Source organism: Leeuwenhoekiella obamensis, from assembly GCF_055391795.1.
On the sequence record NZ_AP029251.1, the window covers coordinates 301,003 to 319,009 of the forward strand.

At 40.2% G+C, this 18,007-nt stretch carries 9 protein-coding genes; 3 read left to right on the top strand and 6 right to left on the bottom strand.

Translation table 11 applies throughout. The annotated features are described in order from the left end of the window. Positions 1–143: 143 nt before the first annotated feature. Positions 144–482: a potassium transporter KefB gene (locus ACZ5L8_RS01460; protein ID WP_464439235.1), complete on the bottom strand. Its 339-nt coding sequence runs from the start codon at positions 480–482 to the stop codon at positions 144–146. A 181-nt stretch (positions 483–663) separates the two neighbouring features. Between ACZ5L8_RS01460 and ACZ5L8_RS01465 the strand changes: the two genes are divergently transcribed. After that, a complete protein-coding gene (locus ACZ5L8_RS01465; protein WP_464439237.1) occupies positions 664–2,484 on the top strand; it encodes an MGH1-like glycoside hydrolase domain-containing protein in 1,821 nt (606 codons plus the stop codon). Positions 2,485–2,565: 81 nt separating this feature from the next. Here ACZ5L8_RS01465 and ACZ5L8_RS01470 read toward each other — a convergent pair whose 3' ends face one another. Together ACZ5L8_RS01470 and ACZ5L8_RS01475 are read right to left on the bottom strand one after the other, a co-directional pair. Continuing rightward, the gene (locus tag ACZ5L8_RS01470; protein ID WP_464439238.1) at positions 2,566–3,549 is read right to left on the bottom strand and encodes a hypothetical protein; all 984 of its coding nucleotides are present in this window, start codon (positions 3,547–3,549) and stop codon (positions 2,566–2,568) included. A 37-nt stretch (positions 3,550–3,586) separates the two neighbouring features. Continuing rightward, positions 3,587–7,036: a beta strand repeat-containing protein gene (locus ACZ5L8_RS01475; RefSeq protein WP_464439240.1), complete on the bottom strand. Its 3,450-nt coding sequence runs from the start codon at positions 7,034–7,036 to the stop codon at positions 3,587–3,589. 256 nt (positions 7,037–7,292) lie between these two features. On the opposite strand from ACZ5L8_RS01475, the gene ACZ5L8_RS01480 reads away from it, so the two are divergent. Then, the gene (locus ACZ5L8_RS01480) at positions 7,293–10,232 is read left to right on the top strand and encodes a protein O-mannosyl-transferase family (RefSeq protein WP_464439242.1); all 2,940 of its coding nucleotides are present in this window, start codon (positions 7,293–7,295) and stop codon (positions 10,230–10,232) included. Here ACZ5L8_RS01480 and ACZ5L8_RS01485 read toward each other — a convergent pair. After that, positions 10,229–13,156: an FAD-binding and (Fe-S)-binding domain-containing protein gene (locus ACZ5L8_RS01485; protein WP_464439244.1), complete on the bottom strand. Its 2,928-nt coding sequence runs from the start codon at positions 13,154–13,156 to the stop codon at positions 10,229–10,231. The genes ACZ5L8_RS01480 and ACZ5L8_RS01485 overlap by 4 nt on opposite strands. A gap of 134 nt (positions 13,157–13,290) precedes the next feature. On the opposite strand from ACZ5L8_RS01485, the gene ACZ5L8_RS01490 reads away from it, so the two are divergent. Further along, positions 13,291–13,785, top strand: a complete 495-nt coding sequence (locus tag ACZ5L8_RS01490) for a hypothetical protein (protein ID WP_464439246.1) — start codon at positions 13,291–13,293, stop codon at positions 13,783–13,785. A gap of 105 nt (positions 13,786–13,890) precedes the next feature. Here the strand turns inward: ACZ5L8_RS01490 and bshA are convergent, their stop codons facing one another. Together bshA and ACZ5L8_RS01500 are read right to left on the bottom strand one after the other, a co-directional pair. Beyond that, positions 13,891–15,036 (bottom strand): N-acetyl-alpha-D-glucosaminyl L-malate synthase BshA, encoded by a 1,146-nt coding sequence (gene bshA / locus ACZ5L8_RS01495; protein ID WP_464439247.1) that lies wholly within the window; start codon positions 15,034–15,036, stop codon positions 13,891–13,893. Between the two features lie 58 nt (positions 15,037–15,094). Next, the gene (locus ACZ5L8_RS01500) at positions 15,095–18,001 is read right to left on the bottom strand and encodes a glycoside hydrolase family 3 N-terminal domain-containing protein (protein ID WP_464439249.1); all 2,907 of its coding nucleotides are present in this window, start codon (positions 17,999–18,001) and stop codon (positions 15,095–15,097) included. Between the last annotated feature and the right edge of the window lie 6 nt (positions 18,002–18,007).

Sequence of the window (18,007 nt, forward strand, 5' to 3'; positions counted from 1 at the left end):
TTTGGGAGAAGCAAGATTAAGTATCTAGCACTAGAGTTATATACACTTCCTACGAAGCTAGGCACAGAAGGCAATCAGAGACTTCGGCGATGTAACCGTCTATTATTTTTAATTTTTTGGCATAAAGCCAAAACTACTTTAGCTTAATTCCATAGCGTGCCGTCAAGTCCTAGAACGATTCCCAGCCACAGTGAGATCACAAATGCAAAGCTGCTGAGCAGGTAACAAATGATCTTCCCAAATGTGTTTTGCGGTTTAACAAAGTCAACTAAAAAGAATGCTAAACTACCGCAAGCCGTTGCAAGTGGAGTGATGACCAATGGTCGCATCCACCAGTTTTGCCCCCAAGCTGGGTCTGGAGTGTTAACGGTGAAGACAAAAGATGAAATAATTCCTAGCCCGATGAGATATCCCAGAATTAGACAAATGGTAAGTTTCTTTTGGTTGATAGGAGTTGTAGTAATAGGATTTGTAAGTGTCATGATGAATGAATATTTAAAGTACTTTGAAGTGCAAAGTAAATAAATATTTTGATACGTTGATAATTTGAGACTGTAGAAAGTTGAGAATTTACAATTTGCTGAAAGAAGTTAAATTAAACGCACAAGTGTATAAATTACATTTATTAACTTAGTCAGCTTAAACAACCAATCCAATCAAGAAATGAAATCGATTTCGGCGGTTTTAAAAACCACTTTACTATTTACAGCTTTAGCCGTAGTTAGTTGCAAAACAGCACCAGACTTTAATAAACACCTGGCAGAATATAAGGCTCAGGCTAAAGCAAATCTCAAGCAAGACATCACGACATTTAATAATTATAAAGATCGTCCTGAGTCTGATGGAGATCTAAATGCCAGTAATAACGAAGCGTTTTTAGTAGAGAATACTCCGCTGTTTTTAAGTTCAGACAGCACGATCACAGAGGTTTTTAATTACCGTTTCTGGATGATGTCTAAACACCTTAGAAGATATCACGATCCAGAAGATGATAAGGATTATTGGGTTTTTACAGAATTCTTCGGGTGGCCTAGACACGGCTCGCGCAGTGGTGCGATACCTTGTCCTGTGGGACATCAATTTTATGATGCACGCTGGTTTAAAAATCCAGAATACTTAAAATCGTACGCAGAATATTACATGAAGGGTTCTGCATCTTATCTTAATCAGCGCGGCAATTCTAGCTTATTGACGAGCGTACCGCGACCAGAAAGTCATCATTTTAGCAGTTGGCTAGTAAATGGTGTAGATGCATTTCTTAAGGTTCATCCAGATAAAGAGTGGACTAAAGAAATGTTACCATACATGGAAGAACATCAGCATGTTTGGGATAGCATTTTTACTGTGCACAATCCAGATTCAAAAACAAACGGAATGTACAAGATCATGGATCTTTATGACGGTATGGAGTTCAGTCTTTCGGCGGTTGAGGGGCTTATCGCCAGCGACGGCCCATTCAGTTTATACACGGCAGATAATTGGAGAGATTATTATTTAGGCTGGGGTACAAATGACCGCGCCGGCAATTCACCTCAGGCTAAAGAATATCCAGAAGCTTTCAACCATGGTTATCCTTGGTATTATCTCGTGCGTCCATCAGTAAATGGATATGCGTATGGTAATATGATGGCACTTTCAGAAATGTATAAAGAGGTAGGCAATTCCGCTTTAAGCGAAAAATACAAAGACCGCGCTGCCGCTGTACAGCAAAAAACCTTAGATGTTCTATGGGATGATGATGAGCAGTTTTTTATGACGTATTCTGCAGGTGATAATAAATACGGGAAGCAAGATTATGAAGCGATGGTGCGTGAATCTGTGGGGTACACGCCGTGGTATTTTAATATGATACCACAAGAAAGCAATGCAAAATATGAAGCTGCTTGGGAGTTTTTAGGTTCTGCCGAAGGTTTTAATAATACCATGGGGATGACAACTGCAGAGCGTAGCCACCCATATTATAACGAGCAAGCCTACGCGTGGAATGGTCGCGGATGGCCTTTTCAAAACTCGGTGGTGAACAAAGCGTATGCAAACTATCTACGCAATTACAAAGATCACGCGACAGAAGAAGACAAAGAACTTCTTATGGAATTGATTGACAAATATGCGGCGATGCATGGCGATAAAGAGAAGAACATAGGCGAGTGGTATATCCCGAGTGATGGTAAGGAATTTGGCGGTGTGCGCGATTATTTTCACTCCACTTTTCCTGATATGATCATCTCAGATCTTTTGGGCATAAAAGCAGATTATGATGGTGCGCTACACATTGAGCCGTTGCTGCCGGTAGACGCGTGGGATTCTTTTTACCTAGGCGATCTTAACATAGCAGGACACTCGGTTGACATCCTCTGGAACAAAGACTGGGAGCCAAAAGAAGAAGGCAATCAAGCGTGGTTGTGCGTTTGGGTAGATGGCGAGTTAAAAACTAAATCTTCAGAGTGGCCGCTTGACGAAGTGGTAATTAAAGGTCTTAACTAAGATATTGTAAAGCTCAATTGTGCGTGTTGTTTTTTGGCTTTAAGCCAAAAGAAAACCTTTGTGAAACATGAAAATACATTGCTATTTTTTAAAAATAGATCGCAATGTCATGTAATTAAGCGGAAGCTCAAGAAACACATGCACAAGGCTTACAAAAAGCAGTAAAGTAAAGCCCAGCGCATAATCGTACGCATACAAAATGATTGAAATGATCCAGAAAGCAGCGATGAGCAAAGTGCTCTGCTTTGTCATGTTTTTATGCCAACCTATCACCGTGGTTTTTGAAAACCAGTTGAGGTAATGGTAGATATACGCAAAGGTGATAAAGATCTGAATCTTGATCTCCCAAGTGCCTCTAAAGTTAAAGGTGCTGCCGTCATTAATCCCCAGATATTTTGAAATATTAGTGTTTAGCAGGTGAAAGTTGTTTGTAGTATAGCTCGCCTCTACAGCGCTGTCAAAAAAGAAATTTTCGCCATTGAGCGGTAAAAGAAGTATCGCCACAGGAACCAGGATCATGAGGATACAGTTGAGCAGTGTAAAATTATTTTTAGACTTCTTAAAACCATAGTACATAAACAACAGCGTGAACAAATACACATGGATCAACGTAGGTAAGAAGATGCCTATGATTATGTGATAGAAGCTAAAGTCATTAAGCAAAAAGGCCAAAACGATACAGCTTAAAAGCGCAAGAACGCGATGCGTCCATTTTTTTAAAAAGAGCAAAACGAAACCCAGCGCGATAATGAGAAAATATCCAGTGGTGTAGATCTTAGAATTCAGCATTTCTTCAATAGAAGTTGCTGTGTTTCCTAGTACGCTTTGCGCGAAATCTAATCGTACCAGATAGGGTAGTGTGATCAAAAGTGCGATGATCATCACAGCATAAACCCAAGCCTTTGAAGAAATGAAAAAGCGTCTGTCTCGTATCCAGTTGATCTCTGTAAAATAATGAAGCGGACCCAAAACCGCATACCCGATCAAGAAAAGCTCAAAGGGTAAGAGAATTGAAAGTCCCAGAGAGAGAATTATAAGAAGCGTATTTAATCTATCAACTTGCATAAAAAAATAAGGGCCGCTTTTGCGGCCCTTAATATAATTAGTCTACGATCATTTTCCGAGTTTCTATGCGGCTATTATCTACATATAGTGTGTAGAAATATGTGCCTTGCTGCAAGAACTGGCGATCAAAGATAATCTCACCATCTCCAAACTGACCTATTTTTCTGTTTTCAAGAATTTGCCCAGCGCTGTTGCTCACTACGATGTTTGCTTTGTTTGCGCTAAGCGGAATGTAATATCCTATCACAGTAGAACTATCAAATGGATTTGGGATATTCTGAAGTAATCTCGCTTTATCCTCTTCTACAGAAACTCTACCACCTACGGTTAAAGAACCATCACAAGCACAAGCTTCTACAGTTTGAAGTCTACTTTCAATATCTGCGATACTTTCCATTAATGGTTGCACTAACGGAGTAAGATCAACACTTACAGAATTTCCATTTTCTATACCTATAACTAGCGTGTTACCAGTAAGAGATGCAGAAGTTAGATCTTGAGAATCTGTTGAGATGAAAGAAGAAAGATCTACAGTGTTACCACCAGTAATAGATAAGTTAGTACCGCTTACAGCAAGCGTTTGGTTATCTGTTCCTGTTCCATCTTGAAAAGCAGCAAGGTCAACAGAGTTTCCACCAGCGATTGCAAGATTAGTTCCTGTAAGACTTAGTGTTTGAGAATCTGTGTTATCTAAGTAACTTGAAAGATCAACGCTACCACCAGCTTCAAGCGAAAGTGTGTTTCCTGTAAGGCTTAGAACTTGGTCGTCAGTTCCTCCACCAGAACCACCGCCTTGGAAGGCAGATAGATCAACAGAACCACCATTTTCTAAGCTAAGAATAGTTCCTGCAAGACTCAAAGCTTGGTCATCAGTTCCTGTACCATCTTGTACGGTAGAAAGATCTACAGTGTTTCCACCAGCGATCTCTAAGCTAGTTCCTGTAAGCGTTAGTGTTTGAGAATCTGTGTTATCCAAGTAACCAGAAAGGTCAACGCTACCACCCGCTTCAAGCGAAAGTGTGTTTCCTGTAAGGCTTAAAACTTGGTCGTCAGTTCCTCCACCAGAACCACCACCTTGGAATGCTGAAAGATCAACAGAACCACCATTTTCAAGGCTAAGAACAGTTCCTGCAAGACTCAATGCTTGATCATCAGTCCCTGTGCCATCTTGAAGAGAAGAAAGATCAACAGAACCGCCATCTTCTAAGCTTAATGTAGTTCCTGCAAAGCTAAGCGATTGATCATCTGTACCTGTACCATCTTGTAAAGCGGCAAGGCTTATAGTATTTCCACCAGCGATTTCAAGATCAGTTCCTGTAAGCGTTAGTGTTTGTGCATCTGTATTATCTAAATACCCAGAAAGATCAACGCTACCACCCGCTTCAAGCGAAAGTGTATTTCCTGTAAGGCTTAAAACTTGGTCGTCAGTTCCTCCACCAGAACCACCACCTTGAAAGGCAGAAAGATCAACAGAACCACCATTTTCAAGGCTAAGAACTGTTCCCGAAAGACTTAATGCTTGATCATCAGTATTATCAAGGTAATCTGATAAATCAACAGAACCACCATCTTCTAGTATAATTGTGTTTCCTGAGATAGAGATGATTTGATTATCTGTGTTGTCCATAAAATCAGATAGGCTTACAGATCCACCATTCTCAAGCGTAAGATTATTTCCTGATAAGCTAAGTGCTTGATCATCTGTGTTGTCAAGGTATCCTGCTAAATTAATAGTATTAGAACCACCAGAAATACCTAGTACATTACCAGAAACCGAAAGTTCTTGACTATCTGTATTATCTAAATATGCCGAAAGATCAACATCACCTCCATTTTCTAGACTTAATGTATTGTCAGTAAGTGTCAACTCTTGCTCGTCAAGATCTGCTCCTACAGAAGATGCCCAAGCAGTACCATTCCATGAGTATATCTTGTTTTCATCAGCGTCATAAACAAGAATACCTTGTTCTGAAGCTCCAAGTTTTGCTTCTAAAGCTGTTCGCTGAGCTGTTGTTAATCTATTTAATTGTAAACCTTTATTCGTATCTCCCAGTGTAAGCGAAGCATATTTATTAGGTGTGTTTGTCCCAATACCAACACTAAGCGGTACTGCGGCACCACCTAAAACAAAAGTGCTATCCTGAGCTGCAAGAGCACCTGTACCAATAGCATATGAAAATTTTCCTGATGATGAAGCTCCTTTACCTATTGCGACAGCAAGTGAATCAGTAGCTTGTGCTTCATAACCTATAGCCATATTGTAGCTTGCACCCGCTGCAGAATTTGTACCGTCAAGAACGGTGCTAGCACCTATGGCAATACCACCCATTGCATCAACTTCAGAACTTGCACCTATTGCAATACTCTCTTCAGTGTTAGTTGTTGCTGTATGACCTATGGCAACAGCATCAATTTCATTTACATCTGCTTCATAACCTACGGCGATACTGTATTGAGCTGCAGAAGGTATCGCAAAATTATATCCTACAGCAACAGCTCCGGTTGCTCTAGTATCACTGCTTTCTCCAATGGTTACCGAATATTCTCCATCTACAAACTGGTCATAACCTATGGCGATAACATCATTGTTTGAAACAGTGATATTTGCTCCTAAGTAGGTAGTTCTACTTCTATTAGTATTGTCAAAATCTGAAAAAGCTCCCATACCTACGTTATCTTCACCTTCTCTGTTAACCGAACCTGTACTAAAACCTACATAGGTATTTCTGTTAGCGTTTGTTGTATTGTTTGTTCTATTGTTATCCCATCCAGACATCGCGCCTATAAAGGTATTATAGCTAGCATACTCAGTAGCAGGACCGGAGGCAGCGCCTAAAAATGTATTATATCTACCGATGCTTATATCTATACCAGAAGAGTCTCCTATAGCGGTATTATGATCACCAGATGTTATATCTGATAATGCTTCTGAACCAACAGCCGTGTTACGATAACCGGTTGTCACTAAGCCTGAATTTGGACCAATACCAGCCTCATTACCTACATATGTGTTCTTGTAACCCGTAGAATTGTACAAACCAGCATCTTCTCCTATAAAAGTGTTTTCATAGCCAGTGGTATTATTCGCACCAGATTCTTCTCCTACAAATGTGTTATCATATCCAGTAGTATTACTTTCACCAGACTCGGTTCCTACAAACACGTTGTCACCAGCAGTCACAGTGGAGTATCCTGCTTGGTGCCCTATAAAGGTGTTGTCAAATCCTGTAGTATTAGAATATCCTGTTTGATATCCATAAAATGTATTTTCAGAAGAAGTGGTAGCGCTTCTACCTGATTGATAGCCAGTAAATGTATTGTATGAACCAGTTCTAAGATAGCTACCCGTGCTGTCTCCATACATGGTGTTAAAATCTCCAGTGGTGATACTTACACCAGAGCCAGTACCGCTTGTTTCGTTTAAGGTTTGTGCGCTTATGCTGAATGTAAAAAACAGCAAAATCACACCGAGTAATTTTGTTTTCATACTTATATTGTTGGTTAATTAAGGTTTACACATGCGAATGTAAAAGGAGTAGCATTTTTACTTCTAGGGGGTTTTTCCCCTTTTTCTTCCCGTTTTTCCCCTTTTTTATATAATTGTTAAAGTTTAACTGGGTGTCATTTCAATATTTCAAGTATTATTGTGACATAACTTTTTACCTGTGCACCTTAAAAAAGCTGTCAGATACTTACCAGAAATTGCTCTTTTCTTAACGGTGTTTATCGTTTACTTAATTTGTTTGCCGCCCTCAATTACTTTTTGGGATAGTGCAGAATTTGTAACAGGTAGTTCTCTTTTTGTGCCAACGCATGCGCCTGGTGCACCTTTGTATAGCATGATCTGTGGTGCAATACTTTCAGTTTTTCCGGTAGGATCTCATGCATTTGTCTCTAATGTGATCTCTGCGTTTTTTGGAGCTTTAGCGGTTGTGGGCTTGTATAAAGTGATCTTTATTGCAGTTAAATTTTTACTCAACAAGAAGTGTAAAACTGAGCGTATCAATACTATATTTTGTAGTCTACTTGGCGCGCTTACTTTTGCATTTTGCATCACATTCTGGACCTCGGCGACAGAAACTGAAGTCTATACACTTTCTTTTAGTTTTTATACGTGGATCATCTTTTTGATGCTTAAATTTTATGCACTCCCAGAATCTAGCCTCTCGCATAAGTATATGCTATTAATTGCTCTATTACTCGGGCTTACCATTGGTGTCCATCCACTTAATTTGGCATTATTAATACCGTTTGGGATCTTACTTGCCACCAGATTACCTATCAAGAAAAAATGGCAAACAATAACAGGAATTCTACTAGGTGGCTTCACTTTTCTTTTGCTTTACAGTTTGTTGATCCCGGGATTTTTAAGTCTGGCGCAAAAACTTGATGTCTGGCTTGTTAATTATCGCAGTTTGCCTAAGAATTCGGGGTTTGTAAGTCTTGTGATCTTGGGTGGAATTCTTATGTTCACATCCATTTACTATCTCAAACAATTTGGCTTTCGCCAAATCGCTAGCGCTCTAATTCTTGTATCAATATTTACTATTGGAGCATCGTCTTATCTGCTTCCGGTTTTACGATCTAATAATTTAAGTATCGCCGGTTATGCCCCTGAAACCGCCGAACGTTTAAAAGAATATTTTCAAGCAGAACAGTTTGGGGTTGATGAGATCCCTTTAATTTCTGGGGCTGTTTTTAATGCTCCGCTAGATTTTAAAGAGCCACTAGTTGATGGATCCGTTACGAGAGTTTTTGACGAAAGTCTAAAAAGATACATTATCACAGACAGCGGGAAATTTACTAAGCCGCGATATGCAAGCGAATTCAATATGCTTTTTCCGCGCATGTATCACAAGTCTGCAATTAATGCGCAAGGCTATAAAGATTGGGCCATTTTTAAGGGAGAACCTGTAAAATATCAAGTTCGCGATTCTATTATCACAATTCAGAAACCTACGCAAGCAGATAATTTCAGCTTCTTTTATAATTACCAATTTAACTGGATGTACTGGCGATATCTTATGTGGAATTTCGCCGGAAGGCAAAACGATCTGCACGGCAAAGGCGCTATCTATAATGGCAATTGGCAAAGCGGTCTGAGTTTTCTAGATGCAGATTTAAAAGAAGCAGAAAATGCGCGAGAGTTTTACAAAAATCGTTCTGGTAAAGTGCATTACTACGGTATTCCTTTATTTTTTGCGACTCTTGGATTGCTGTTTTTGCTAGTGTATCATCGCAAGCTTTTTTACTTTTTTAGTGCTTTGTTTTTGCTTTATGGCGTTGGGATCGTTGTTTTTGTGAATATGCCACCTTTAAGTATTTACGTTAGGGAGCGCGATTATATTTACATAGGTTCTTTTGCGATCGCTAGTGTTTTTGTTGGCTTATCGCCGTTGTGGTTGCTGAGGTTTAAACAAGTTTCTCAGAAGGTTTTTTCAGTTGCGATTGTTGTGGTCATATTGCTTATTCCTGGGCAGTTTTTAGCAAAAGGTTTTGCAGATCATGATCGTGGCGACGAAGTTTTCGCCGAAAGTCTGGCAAAGACATATCTGGATTCTTGTCCGCAAAACGCTTTGCTCATTACAAACGGTGATAACTTCACATTCCCGCTGTGGTATTTGCAGGAAGTCTTAAAGTATCGCCCAGATGTGACGGTGATAAATCGCGATATGCTTAATCTAGATTGGTATATTAAGAAGTTAGATCATAAGAAATTTGATCTTCAATTATCGCTTCCTTTTTCGGCTTACGCCAAAGGTTCTCAGACGCATTTTCCGTTAAACGAGATCGAGCAAAGACCTATTGATCTCAAGGCATTTCCTGCATTTGTCTCAAATAAGAACAACACCATTTTATGGAATGGAAAGCAGCAATATTTTGTACCTACAAAGACATTTTCTCTCACAACAGATGCAAATTACTGGCAGCCGCGCGAAGGTTTAGGGCGTTTGCAGCGCGTGACTTGGCAATGGAAAAAAGACTTTTATGAGCGTGCAGATGTTGTGCTTTTAGACATTTTGCAAGCCAATTTTAATCGCAGGCCGATCACTTTTTTAAACAACGGCAAGGCAGACCATAAATTGAATCTAGGCGATGCCTTAGAGCAAAACGGACTCGTAGAGCAGCTTGTTCCTTACAAACCTCGCGATCCCAACGCAAACCCAAAACTTGTCAATACGCAAGCAAAATTGAATTTTGATTTTGCCAAATATAATGCGGAGCATCAACTAGAAGCAGAAGCGTTAGCGTATGTGCAAGAGATCATACGGCCTGCGTATTATTTTACCGCGCAAGCATTAATTGAGCGCGGCAATTTCGCGGAAGCGAAAGAACATCTAGACGCTTGCATGAAGAATTTTGATGCATCGGCGGTGCCTTACAAGCAATACGCCTTTGCGCTGGGCAGGTTGTATGATAGAGTAGGAGATAAGGCTTTAGCCAAAAGTGTTTGCATACGATCTTACCAAACCGTGAAGCAAGAACTGGAGTGGATGATCAGTACAGATCCCGCTCGTCCTGTAGTGAATATTAGAACCGCAAATACAAGATTTAATATTCTGCAGGGAATGTTTGATCAACTAGGAGATATCGCACCCAACTTTAAAAATCAGGAAACAGACGATTACATGAATTTTGTAAAGCAGTTTGAAAACTGGCGAACGGAAAACTGGCCGTATTAACGAAGAGCTTCTAGCAAAACTTCCACAGGATGCAATGCTTCACGCGACGTACCATCTTGTATTTGATGACGACAACTTGTTCCTGGCGCAACGATAATGGTTTCTTTATCTGCTTTGCGCACCGCCGGAAATAAGGTTTGCTCACCTATTTTCATGCTAATTTCATAATGCTCTTCTTCATAGCCAAAACTTCCCGCCATACCACAACAACCAGAAGGAATGATCGTGGGTTTATAATTCTCAGGAAGATTCATCAATATGAAAGTTGGTTCCATTGTGCTAAGCGCTTTTTGATGACAATGGCCGTGTATTTTCAATCGCCTTGCGGCGGTAGTGAATTGTTCTGCTTTGATGTTGCCAATCTTCACTTCGTTTGCAAGAAACTCATCGATAAGCAAACAGTTTTGGGCTAGGATTTTGGCGGAAGCCATATCATCTACAAGTCTAGGATATTCATCTCTAAACGTTAAGATCGCCGATGGTTCTATACCTATCAAAGGTTCATCTGCAGAGATGATGTTTTGAAAATGCTCCACGTTTTTACAAGCTACTTTGCGGGCTTGTTTTAAGAACCCTTTTGAAATATAGGACCTCCCACTTTCAGTATGTTTACTGATCTTAACAGCATAGTTTAACTTCTGTAAGAGCTGTACCGCGGCAATACCAATGGGAACATCCAGATGATTTGTAAATTCATCAACAAAGAGATGCACAGTCTTTACAGGCCGCTGCGGATTGTTTTTTAAAAGTGTTTTAAGTTCTTGGTTTAAGGTTCTCTTTGCTACTTTAGGAAGTTCGCGTTGCGGAGCAATATGCAACACACGTTTCATGAACTTGCTGGTGAGTTTGCCGTTATAAATGGTGTTTATAAAACCAGGCATTTTACTCGCTTTGTTATTTAAAAAAGCGTTGTGCGCCATGGCTCTTGTGCGCAAAGAGCTCCCGTGATTCTTCTTGTATTGATATTCAAATTCGGCTTTTAATGCGGCAACATCTACATTGCTAGGGCACTCACTGCTACAGCCTTTACAACTGATACAAAGATCAAAAACCTGTTTAAGTTCTTTATGGTCAAATTTGTTCTTACGATCTGAAGTAGTTAAATACTCGCGTAGCAAATTAGCACGGCCACGTGTAGAATCTTTTTCGTCTTTTGTCGCGCGATAACTAGGACACATTGTGCCACCGGCAGCTGCTGGTTTGCGGCATTCACCGGTACCGTTACAGTTTTCGGCAAGACGCAGAATTCCCTGAGATTCTTCAAAGTTCATCAAGGTTTTGATCTCTGGTTCGGCTCGATCTGGTGTGTAGCGCAGATTTTTATCCATTTTATAAGGAGCGACGATCTTGCCAGGATTAAAAATTCCGTCAGGATCAAAGGCTTTCTTTATTTTTTTGATCTGCTTATAATTGGTCTTGCCCAGCATCTCTTTAATAAACTCGGCTCTTACGATACCATCGCCATGTTCACCACTCATACTGCCGTTATATTTTTTAACCAATGCAGCAACATCTGTAGTGATCTTTCTAAAAAGCTTTACATCCTCCTGCTTTTTAAGATTAAGAATAGGACGCAAATGAATTTCGCCAGCGCCAGCGTGAGCATAATAAACAGCATCTTGACCATGTTTTGCCATAAGCTGAGAGAACTCGCTGATATATTCCGCAAGATCTTCTATCATCACGGCTGTGTCTTCAATACAAGCAACAGCCTTGCGATCGCCCACAATATTGCCTAGCAATCCTAAACCTGCTTTGCGCAGCTCTGCAGCCATATTGATCTGCTCGCCCTCTAAGTGTGGCAGGGCATAGGCAAGTTTAGAATTCTGTAAAGTTTCTGTGAGCGCTTTTGCTTTTTCCTTAGCCTGCGTGAGATCTTCATCACGAACTTCTAGCATGAGAATGGCTTTGGGGTCACCTTCAATGAAGAATCTATTTTTCTGATGTTCGCGGTTGTTTAAAGTACAATCTAAAATCACTTTATCCATCATTTCGCAAGAATACAGATCGTGCTGCATCGCAGGAACTACGGCCTGCATACATTGATCTATGGTGCTAAAGTGTGCAGCAACCATCACGCCGTGTTGTGGCGGTAATTTGTCAAGTTTCAGTTTTATCTCTGTGGTAAAAGCAAGGGTGCCTTCACTACCAGCAAGGATGTCGCAAAGGTTGATCGTCTCTTTTTGGCTAGAGCCAAAAAAACTATTGCGCAATAAAGCATCTAACGCATAGCCTGTGCTACGACGGTGAATTTCTTGTTTTGGGAAATTAGCATTGATCTCCTGCTGAATATCTTTATCCTCAAGAATCTGATTTACTTTTTTGTAAACCTTGCCTTCTAGATTTTTGAGTTTTCTTTTTTCTTTAAAAAGTGCGTTTGAAATAGTGGAGAATGTAGCTTCGCTCGCATCGCTCAATACCGCTTTAAGTTTGATAACCTTGTCACGGGTAACACCATATTTTATAGAAGTAGTTCCAGAGGAGTTGTTGCCCACCATACCGCCTATCATACAGCGATTAGATGTTGATGTATTGGGGCCAAAAAACAAACCATGCCTTGCGAGATAGCGGTTAAGATCATCTCTAATGACGCCCGGCTGTACGGTTACTGTTTGCTCTTCTAGATCTAATGAGATAATTGCATTGAAGTGTTCTGAAACATCCACGACGATGCCTTCTCCCACAACCTGACCGGCAAGCGAAGTTCCTGCCGTACGCGGAATGATAGAGACCTTATTCTTCTTTGCAAAAATGATAAGAAGCTTGATGTCTTCAACTGTTTTAGGAAACGCAACAGCCGTAGGCATCATTCTATAAACAGAAGCATCTGTGGCGTAAAGCCCTTTGTATAAGTCGTCAAAATAGAGCTCTCCTTCTAGCGTTTCTGCCAGTGATTGCAGCGATTGATTAAGGTCTTCATGCATATCCCAAAAATACAAACTAAGATCTTTTGCTTAACAGATTATTAAATAAGGTTAACAAAAGATTGGCGGAGCGCTCGATAAATCAACACATTCACTGATATAAATTTGCCTCACAATCTTTTAAAAAAACTAACATGAAAAAAATAATCTTTTTATTTATCCTTGCTGTAGGAGGTGTTCTATCTACGCAAGCACAAGAAATCGCTGATAACGCTTTAGGTCTAAGATTAGGAGATAGCGACGGTTTTGGGGCAGAGATTTCTTATCAAAGAGCCGTGGGTTCTGACAACAACCGTCTGGAGTTTGACCTTGGTTGGAGAGATTCAAGATATTATGATGCCGTTAAGCTTGTAGGTCTTTACCAATGGGTTTGGAAAATTGACGGTGGTTTTAACTGGTATGCTGGTGCTGGTGCAGGTTTAGGATCTTATGATTTTGATCCAGATAACGATCGTTTTAATGACGATGACGATGAGCTTTTTGCTTTGGTTGCGGGTAACGTAGGTATTGAGTATAACTTTGATATCCCGTTGATGTTGTCACTAGACTTCAGACCAGAATTTGGTTTTGACGATTATGACGATGATGTAGATCTAGACATCGCTTTAGGTATAAGATACCAGTTCTAAGAAACTTGATCAAACGATAAAAAGAAAACCATCTGCAAATTGTAGATGGTTTTTTTATTGCCTTACGGGGAAAAGTATTTTTATGTAATTGCCTTCAGATTGACTTTAGGCTTTCTCCTTTTTCTGTTTGCGTCCCAAAGCTTTCTCATAAGCTTCTTCATACATTGGGACGATGTAATCAATATCAAATTTTTTAGCCTCAGCCTTAGCCTGCTTTTTAAAACGCTCTAATGTGCCATCTTCTGTTAGAATGCTCAAAGCATTTGTTGCCATTGCATCTACATCGCCTATATCGCTTAGATAACCTGAGACACCATCGATATTTACTTCTGCTAGTCCGCCAGCGTTTGAAGAAACCACAGGAACGCCGTGACTCATCGCCTCAAGCGCTGCCAGACCAAAACTCTCTGCTCGTGAAGGAAGCAAGAAAAGATCTGAGAAGCAAAGGATTTTATCGATCTCGTTGCTATTACCCAGCCAGATCACTTGTTTAGAAATGCCTAGTTCATCACACAACGCTTCTCCTGGTTCACGTTCTGGACCTTCACCCACCATGATCAATTTTGCCGGAATTTCATTCTGAATTTTAGCAAAAACCTTGATCACATCTGGTATGCATTTTACAGCGCGCATATTACTAATGTGCGTCACGATACGCTCATGAGGAGCCGCCATAAGTTCGCGCTGGCAGTCAGTAAAACCGCTTTTTATATTGCTTTGATCAATGAAGTTTGGTATAACAGAAACTTCACGTTTAATATCAAATAACCTAAGCGTGTCTTGCTTTAAACTCTCAGAAACTGAGGTTACCATGTCACTTTTATTGATGCTAAAGGTAACCGCAGGTTTGTAAAAAGGATGGTTGCCCACAAGGGTAATATCTGTACCGTGAAGTGTTGTAACCATCGGAATATTTATGCCGTCTTGTTGCAGCATCTTTTTTGCCATATATCCAGCATAGGCATGCGGTATAGCATAATGCACATGCAAAAGATCAATATGATATGCTTTGATGATGTTAACCAATTTGCTACTAAGTGCAAGCTCATAAGGCTGGTAATGAAAAAGAGGATAATCAGGAACATTCACCTCATGAAAAAACACGCGCTCCATTAGAAGATCTAATCTTACGGGTTGTTTATAGGTGATAAAATGTACTTCGTGACCTCTTTTCGCTAAAGCGATACCTAACTCTGTAGCAACTACGCCACTACCGCCAAATGTAGGATAACAAACTATTGCAATTTTCATTGCCTAAAAATACAGCATGAAAAACGTACTTACCATACTTTAAAAGAATATTTAACCTTTAAAGGATAGCGTCTTCTATTACCTGCTGTATATCTGATCGTAAGCCAGAAGAAATTAGCTTTCTGTTTGTGGCGTAAGGATGCACACGGTTAGACAAGAAAACATAGATGATCCCTGTTTTAGGATCTGCCCATGTAAGTGTGCCTGTAAAACCACTGTGACCAAAACTTTCATCTGAAACGCAACCACAAGTAGGGCCGCCACCAGAGAGTTGTTGTTTGTCAAAACCTACACCACGGCGCACATTTTGACTTTCGTAGTATCTCGTGTTGAAGTCGGTCATGGTTTCTTTACTAAAGAATCGTTTACCGCCGTAGTAACCATTTTGCAAATACATCTGCATCATTTTTGCCACATCATTAGCATTGCCAAACAAACCTGCGTGACCGCCTATTCCGCCTTGCATCGCTGCCCCTTGATCATGCACGTAACCAAGTAATTGCTGCATTCTGTAGGCTTGATCATTTTCGGTTGGGATTATTTGGCTTTTGCCAAAACGATTTAGCGGTAAATACCCTAAACGATACGCTCCTAATTTAGAATAATAGGTTTCTTGCGTAAGCTGATTTAGATCTTTACCAGAAGTGTCTTCTAAATATTTTTTAAACAGATAATATGAAAGGTCGCTGTATTTATATTGCGATCTGCTTAGAAGATCACTATCTGCAATAACCTTGATTATACTATCCTGATAATCATGACGCATGTACAAAGCTTCAGCAACTTTGAGGTCAAATTTCTCATCAGGGCGTGTGTGGTAATATGCTTTTGCTGGTTTGCCGCCATCTAGTGTTGCCGTGTAAAAAGGGATCCATGGTGCTAAACGCCCATAGTGACTTAGAACGGCCTTTACAGTAATATTCTCTTTGTTTGAACCTTTAAGAACAGGTAAAATTTCGCCCAGTTTAGTGTTAAGACTGATCTTACCATTGTCGTAACGCTCCATAAGCATAGGTAACGTTGCAAGGATCTTTGTCATTGAGGCTAGATCATAAACATCGTCAAGGTCTACTTTTTCATCTTTTGTGTAGGTGTGATTGCCAAAAGCCTTTTCATAGATGACTTTGCCATTGCGGGCTACAAGAACTTGCGCACCAGGAAACATCACTTGCTTAATTCCGGCTTCCACAAGTGTGTCAATCTTTTTAAGCTTCTCGCCATCCATTTTCACCTCTTCAGGGATGCCATATTGAAGTCTTCTTAAAGTCCCAATTTCATAACTGGTATGCACCGGGAAATCTATACCTAGATCAACAGGCAGTTTACCGTTACTTCCATGCGAACCAAAGATCATCTGAGCGCTTAATTCTTGAGCGGTATCGCTATTTTGATACGACATCACAATACCTTTAATGTTTGTGGTATTGTTGAAATCCATCAGCGCGTATGGTCTTACAAAAAGATCAAGAACTACAGGTTTTTCTGCAGCGATGCTTTCTATCCAATTGATCTGTTGTGAAGAAAGTTTGTAAGATTTCCACGGGTTGTCGTTACTTCTGTGAAAGCCAAAGATCACATAATTAAAATCTTTAAGCTTTGTTCTTAGATCCTGAAAATCGTTTGTAGTGATCTCTGTAACGTCAGCGTATTTTTTCATCTGCTTGTAAAATGCAGAACCACTGTCGTCGCCTAATTTTACATAAGCTATTTTCTTTTTGTCAAGATCTTTTACCGGTAAAATGGCTTCGTCATTCTTTAAAACCGTGATCGCCGCACTTATGGCTTTACGATACACAACTTCATCTTCCGGCGTGTGAAGATCTTCGTATAGATTTTCAATTTTTACTGGTTGATAATCATTTAAACCCACTTTATATTTAGCAAAAAGAATCTTTCTTACGCTTTTACTAAGTCGGGTTTCTGTGATCTCACCGTCATTGTATGCTTTCTCGAGACGGTCAATCCCGGCAGGAATATTTTCGCTGATAAGCAAAATATCATTACCCGCTTTAAAGGCTTGCAAATCTACCTCGCCCGAACCACTAAAATTAGACGCGCCCTTCATATTCAACGCGTCAGTAAAGATCAATCCTTGAAATTTAAGACTGTCTTGCAAAATATCTGTCACAACCTTTTTTGAAAGCGAAGTAGGATAACCTTTTCTGCTCTCTAATGCAGGAACGTTGAGGTGCGCAACCATCACGCTGGCAACGCCGGCATCAATAAGCGGTTTATACGGATACATCTCAACATCATCTAGACGCTTGCGCGAAAAGGGGATCGTAGGAAGTGTTTTGTGCGAATCTTGATCTGTATCGCCATGACCAGGAAAGTGTTTTATGCTGCCTAAAACTCCGGCTTCTTGCATTCCTTGAAGAAAAGCTTTTGCCTTAGCCGTAACATTCACTTTATCTGAACCAAAACTTCTGTTACCAATAATGGGATTTTCTGGATTGATATTGATGTCTACATCTGGAGCAAAATTCATGTGTACGCCCAGACGTTTGCAATGTTCACCAATTCTGTAGCCTACTTCTTTTACGATCTCATCATCTTTAATGGCGCCCAGTGTCATATTCCACGGGAAGGCATAAGTGCTGTCTAGGCGCATGCTCAATCCCCATTCTGCATCCATTGAGATGAGCATTGGGATTTTGGCTTTAGCCTGCAACTTATTGTTGAGTTTCGCTTGGCGAATGGGACCACCTTTAGAATAGATAATTCCGCCTATGTTGTAGTTTTTAACCAGCGATTCTACATACTGCAAATCTGCCTTAGAGCCATTGCTGAAGACCATGGGCATAAACAGTTGACCTATTTTTTCTCTAAGGTCCATGCTGTTGTAAACACTGTCAACCCAAGCTTGTTGCTCACTCAGTTCTCTCACCATCAAAGGATTCTTACCCTGAGCGAAAAGCGTACTGCTGATCAGCAAGAAGGTAAGGATCGCAAAAAATCTCTGCATATATTT

Coding starts and splice junctions, on each gene's coding strand:
- ACZ5L8_RS01460 (WP_464439235.1), bottom strand. CDS start 482: ATGACACTTACAAATCCTATTACTACAACTCCTATCAACCAAAAGAAA.
- ACZ5L8_RS01465 (WP_464439237.1), top strand. CDS start 664: ATGAAATCGATTTCGGCGGTTTTAAAAACCACTTTACTATTTACAGCT.
- ACZ5L8_RS01470 (WP_464439238.1), bottom strand. CDS start 3,549: ATGCAAGTTGATAGATTAAATACGCTTCTTATAATTCTCTCTCTGGGA.
- ACZ5L8_RS01475 (WP_464439240.1), bottom strand. CDS start 7,036: ATGAAAACAAAATTACTCGGTGTGATTTTGCTGTTTTTTACATTCAGC.
- ACZ5L8_RS01485 (WP_464439244.1), bottom strand. CDS start 13,156: ATGCATGAAGACCTTAATCAATCGCTGCAATCACTGGCAGAAACGCTA.
- ACZ5L8_RS01490 (WP_464439246.1), top strand. CDS start 13,291: ATGAAAAAAATAATCTTTTTATTTATCCTTGCTGTAGGAGGTGTTCTA.
- bshA (WP_464439247.1), bottom strand. CDS start 15,036: ATGAAAATTGCAATAGTTTGTTATCCTACATTTGGCGGTAGTGGCGTA.
- ACZ5L8_RS01500 (WP_464439249.1), bottom strand. CDS start 18,001: ATGCAGAGATTTTTTGCGATCCTTACCTTCTTGCTGATCAGCAGTACG.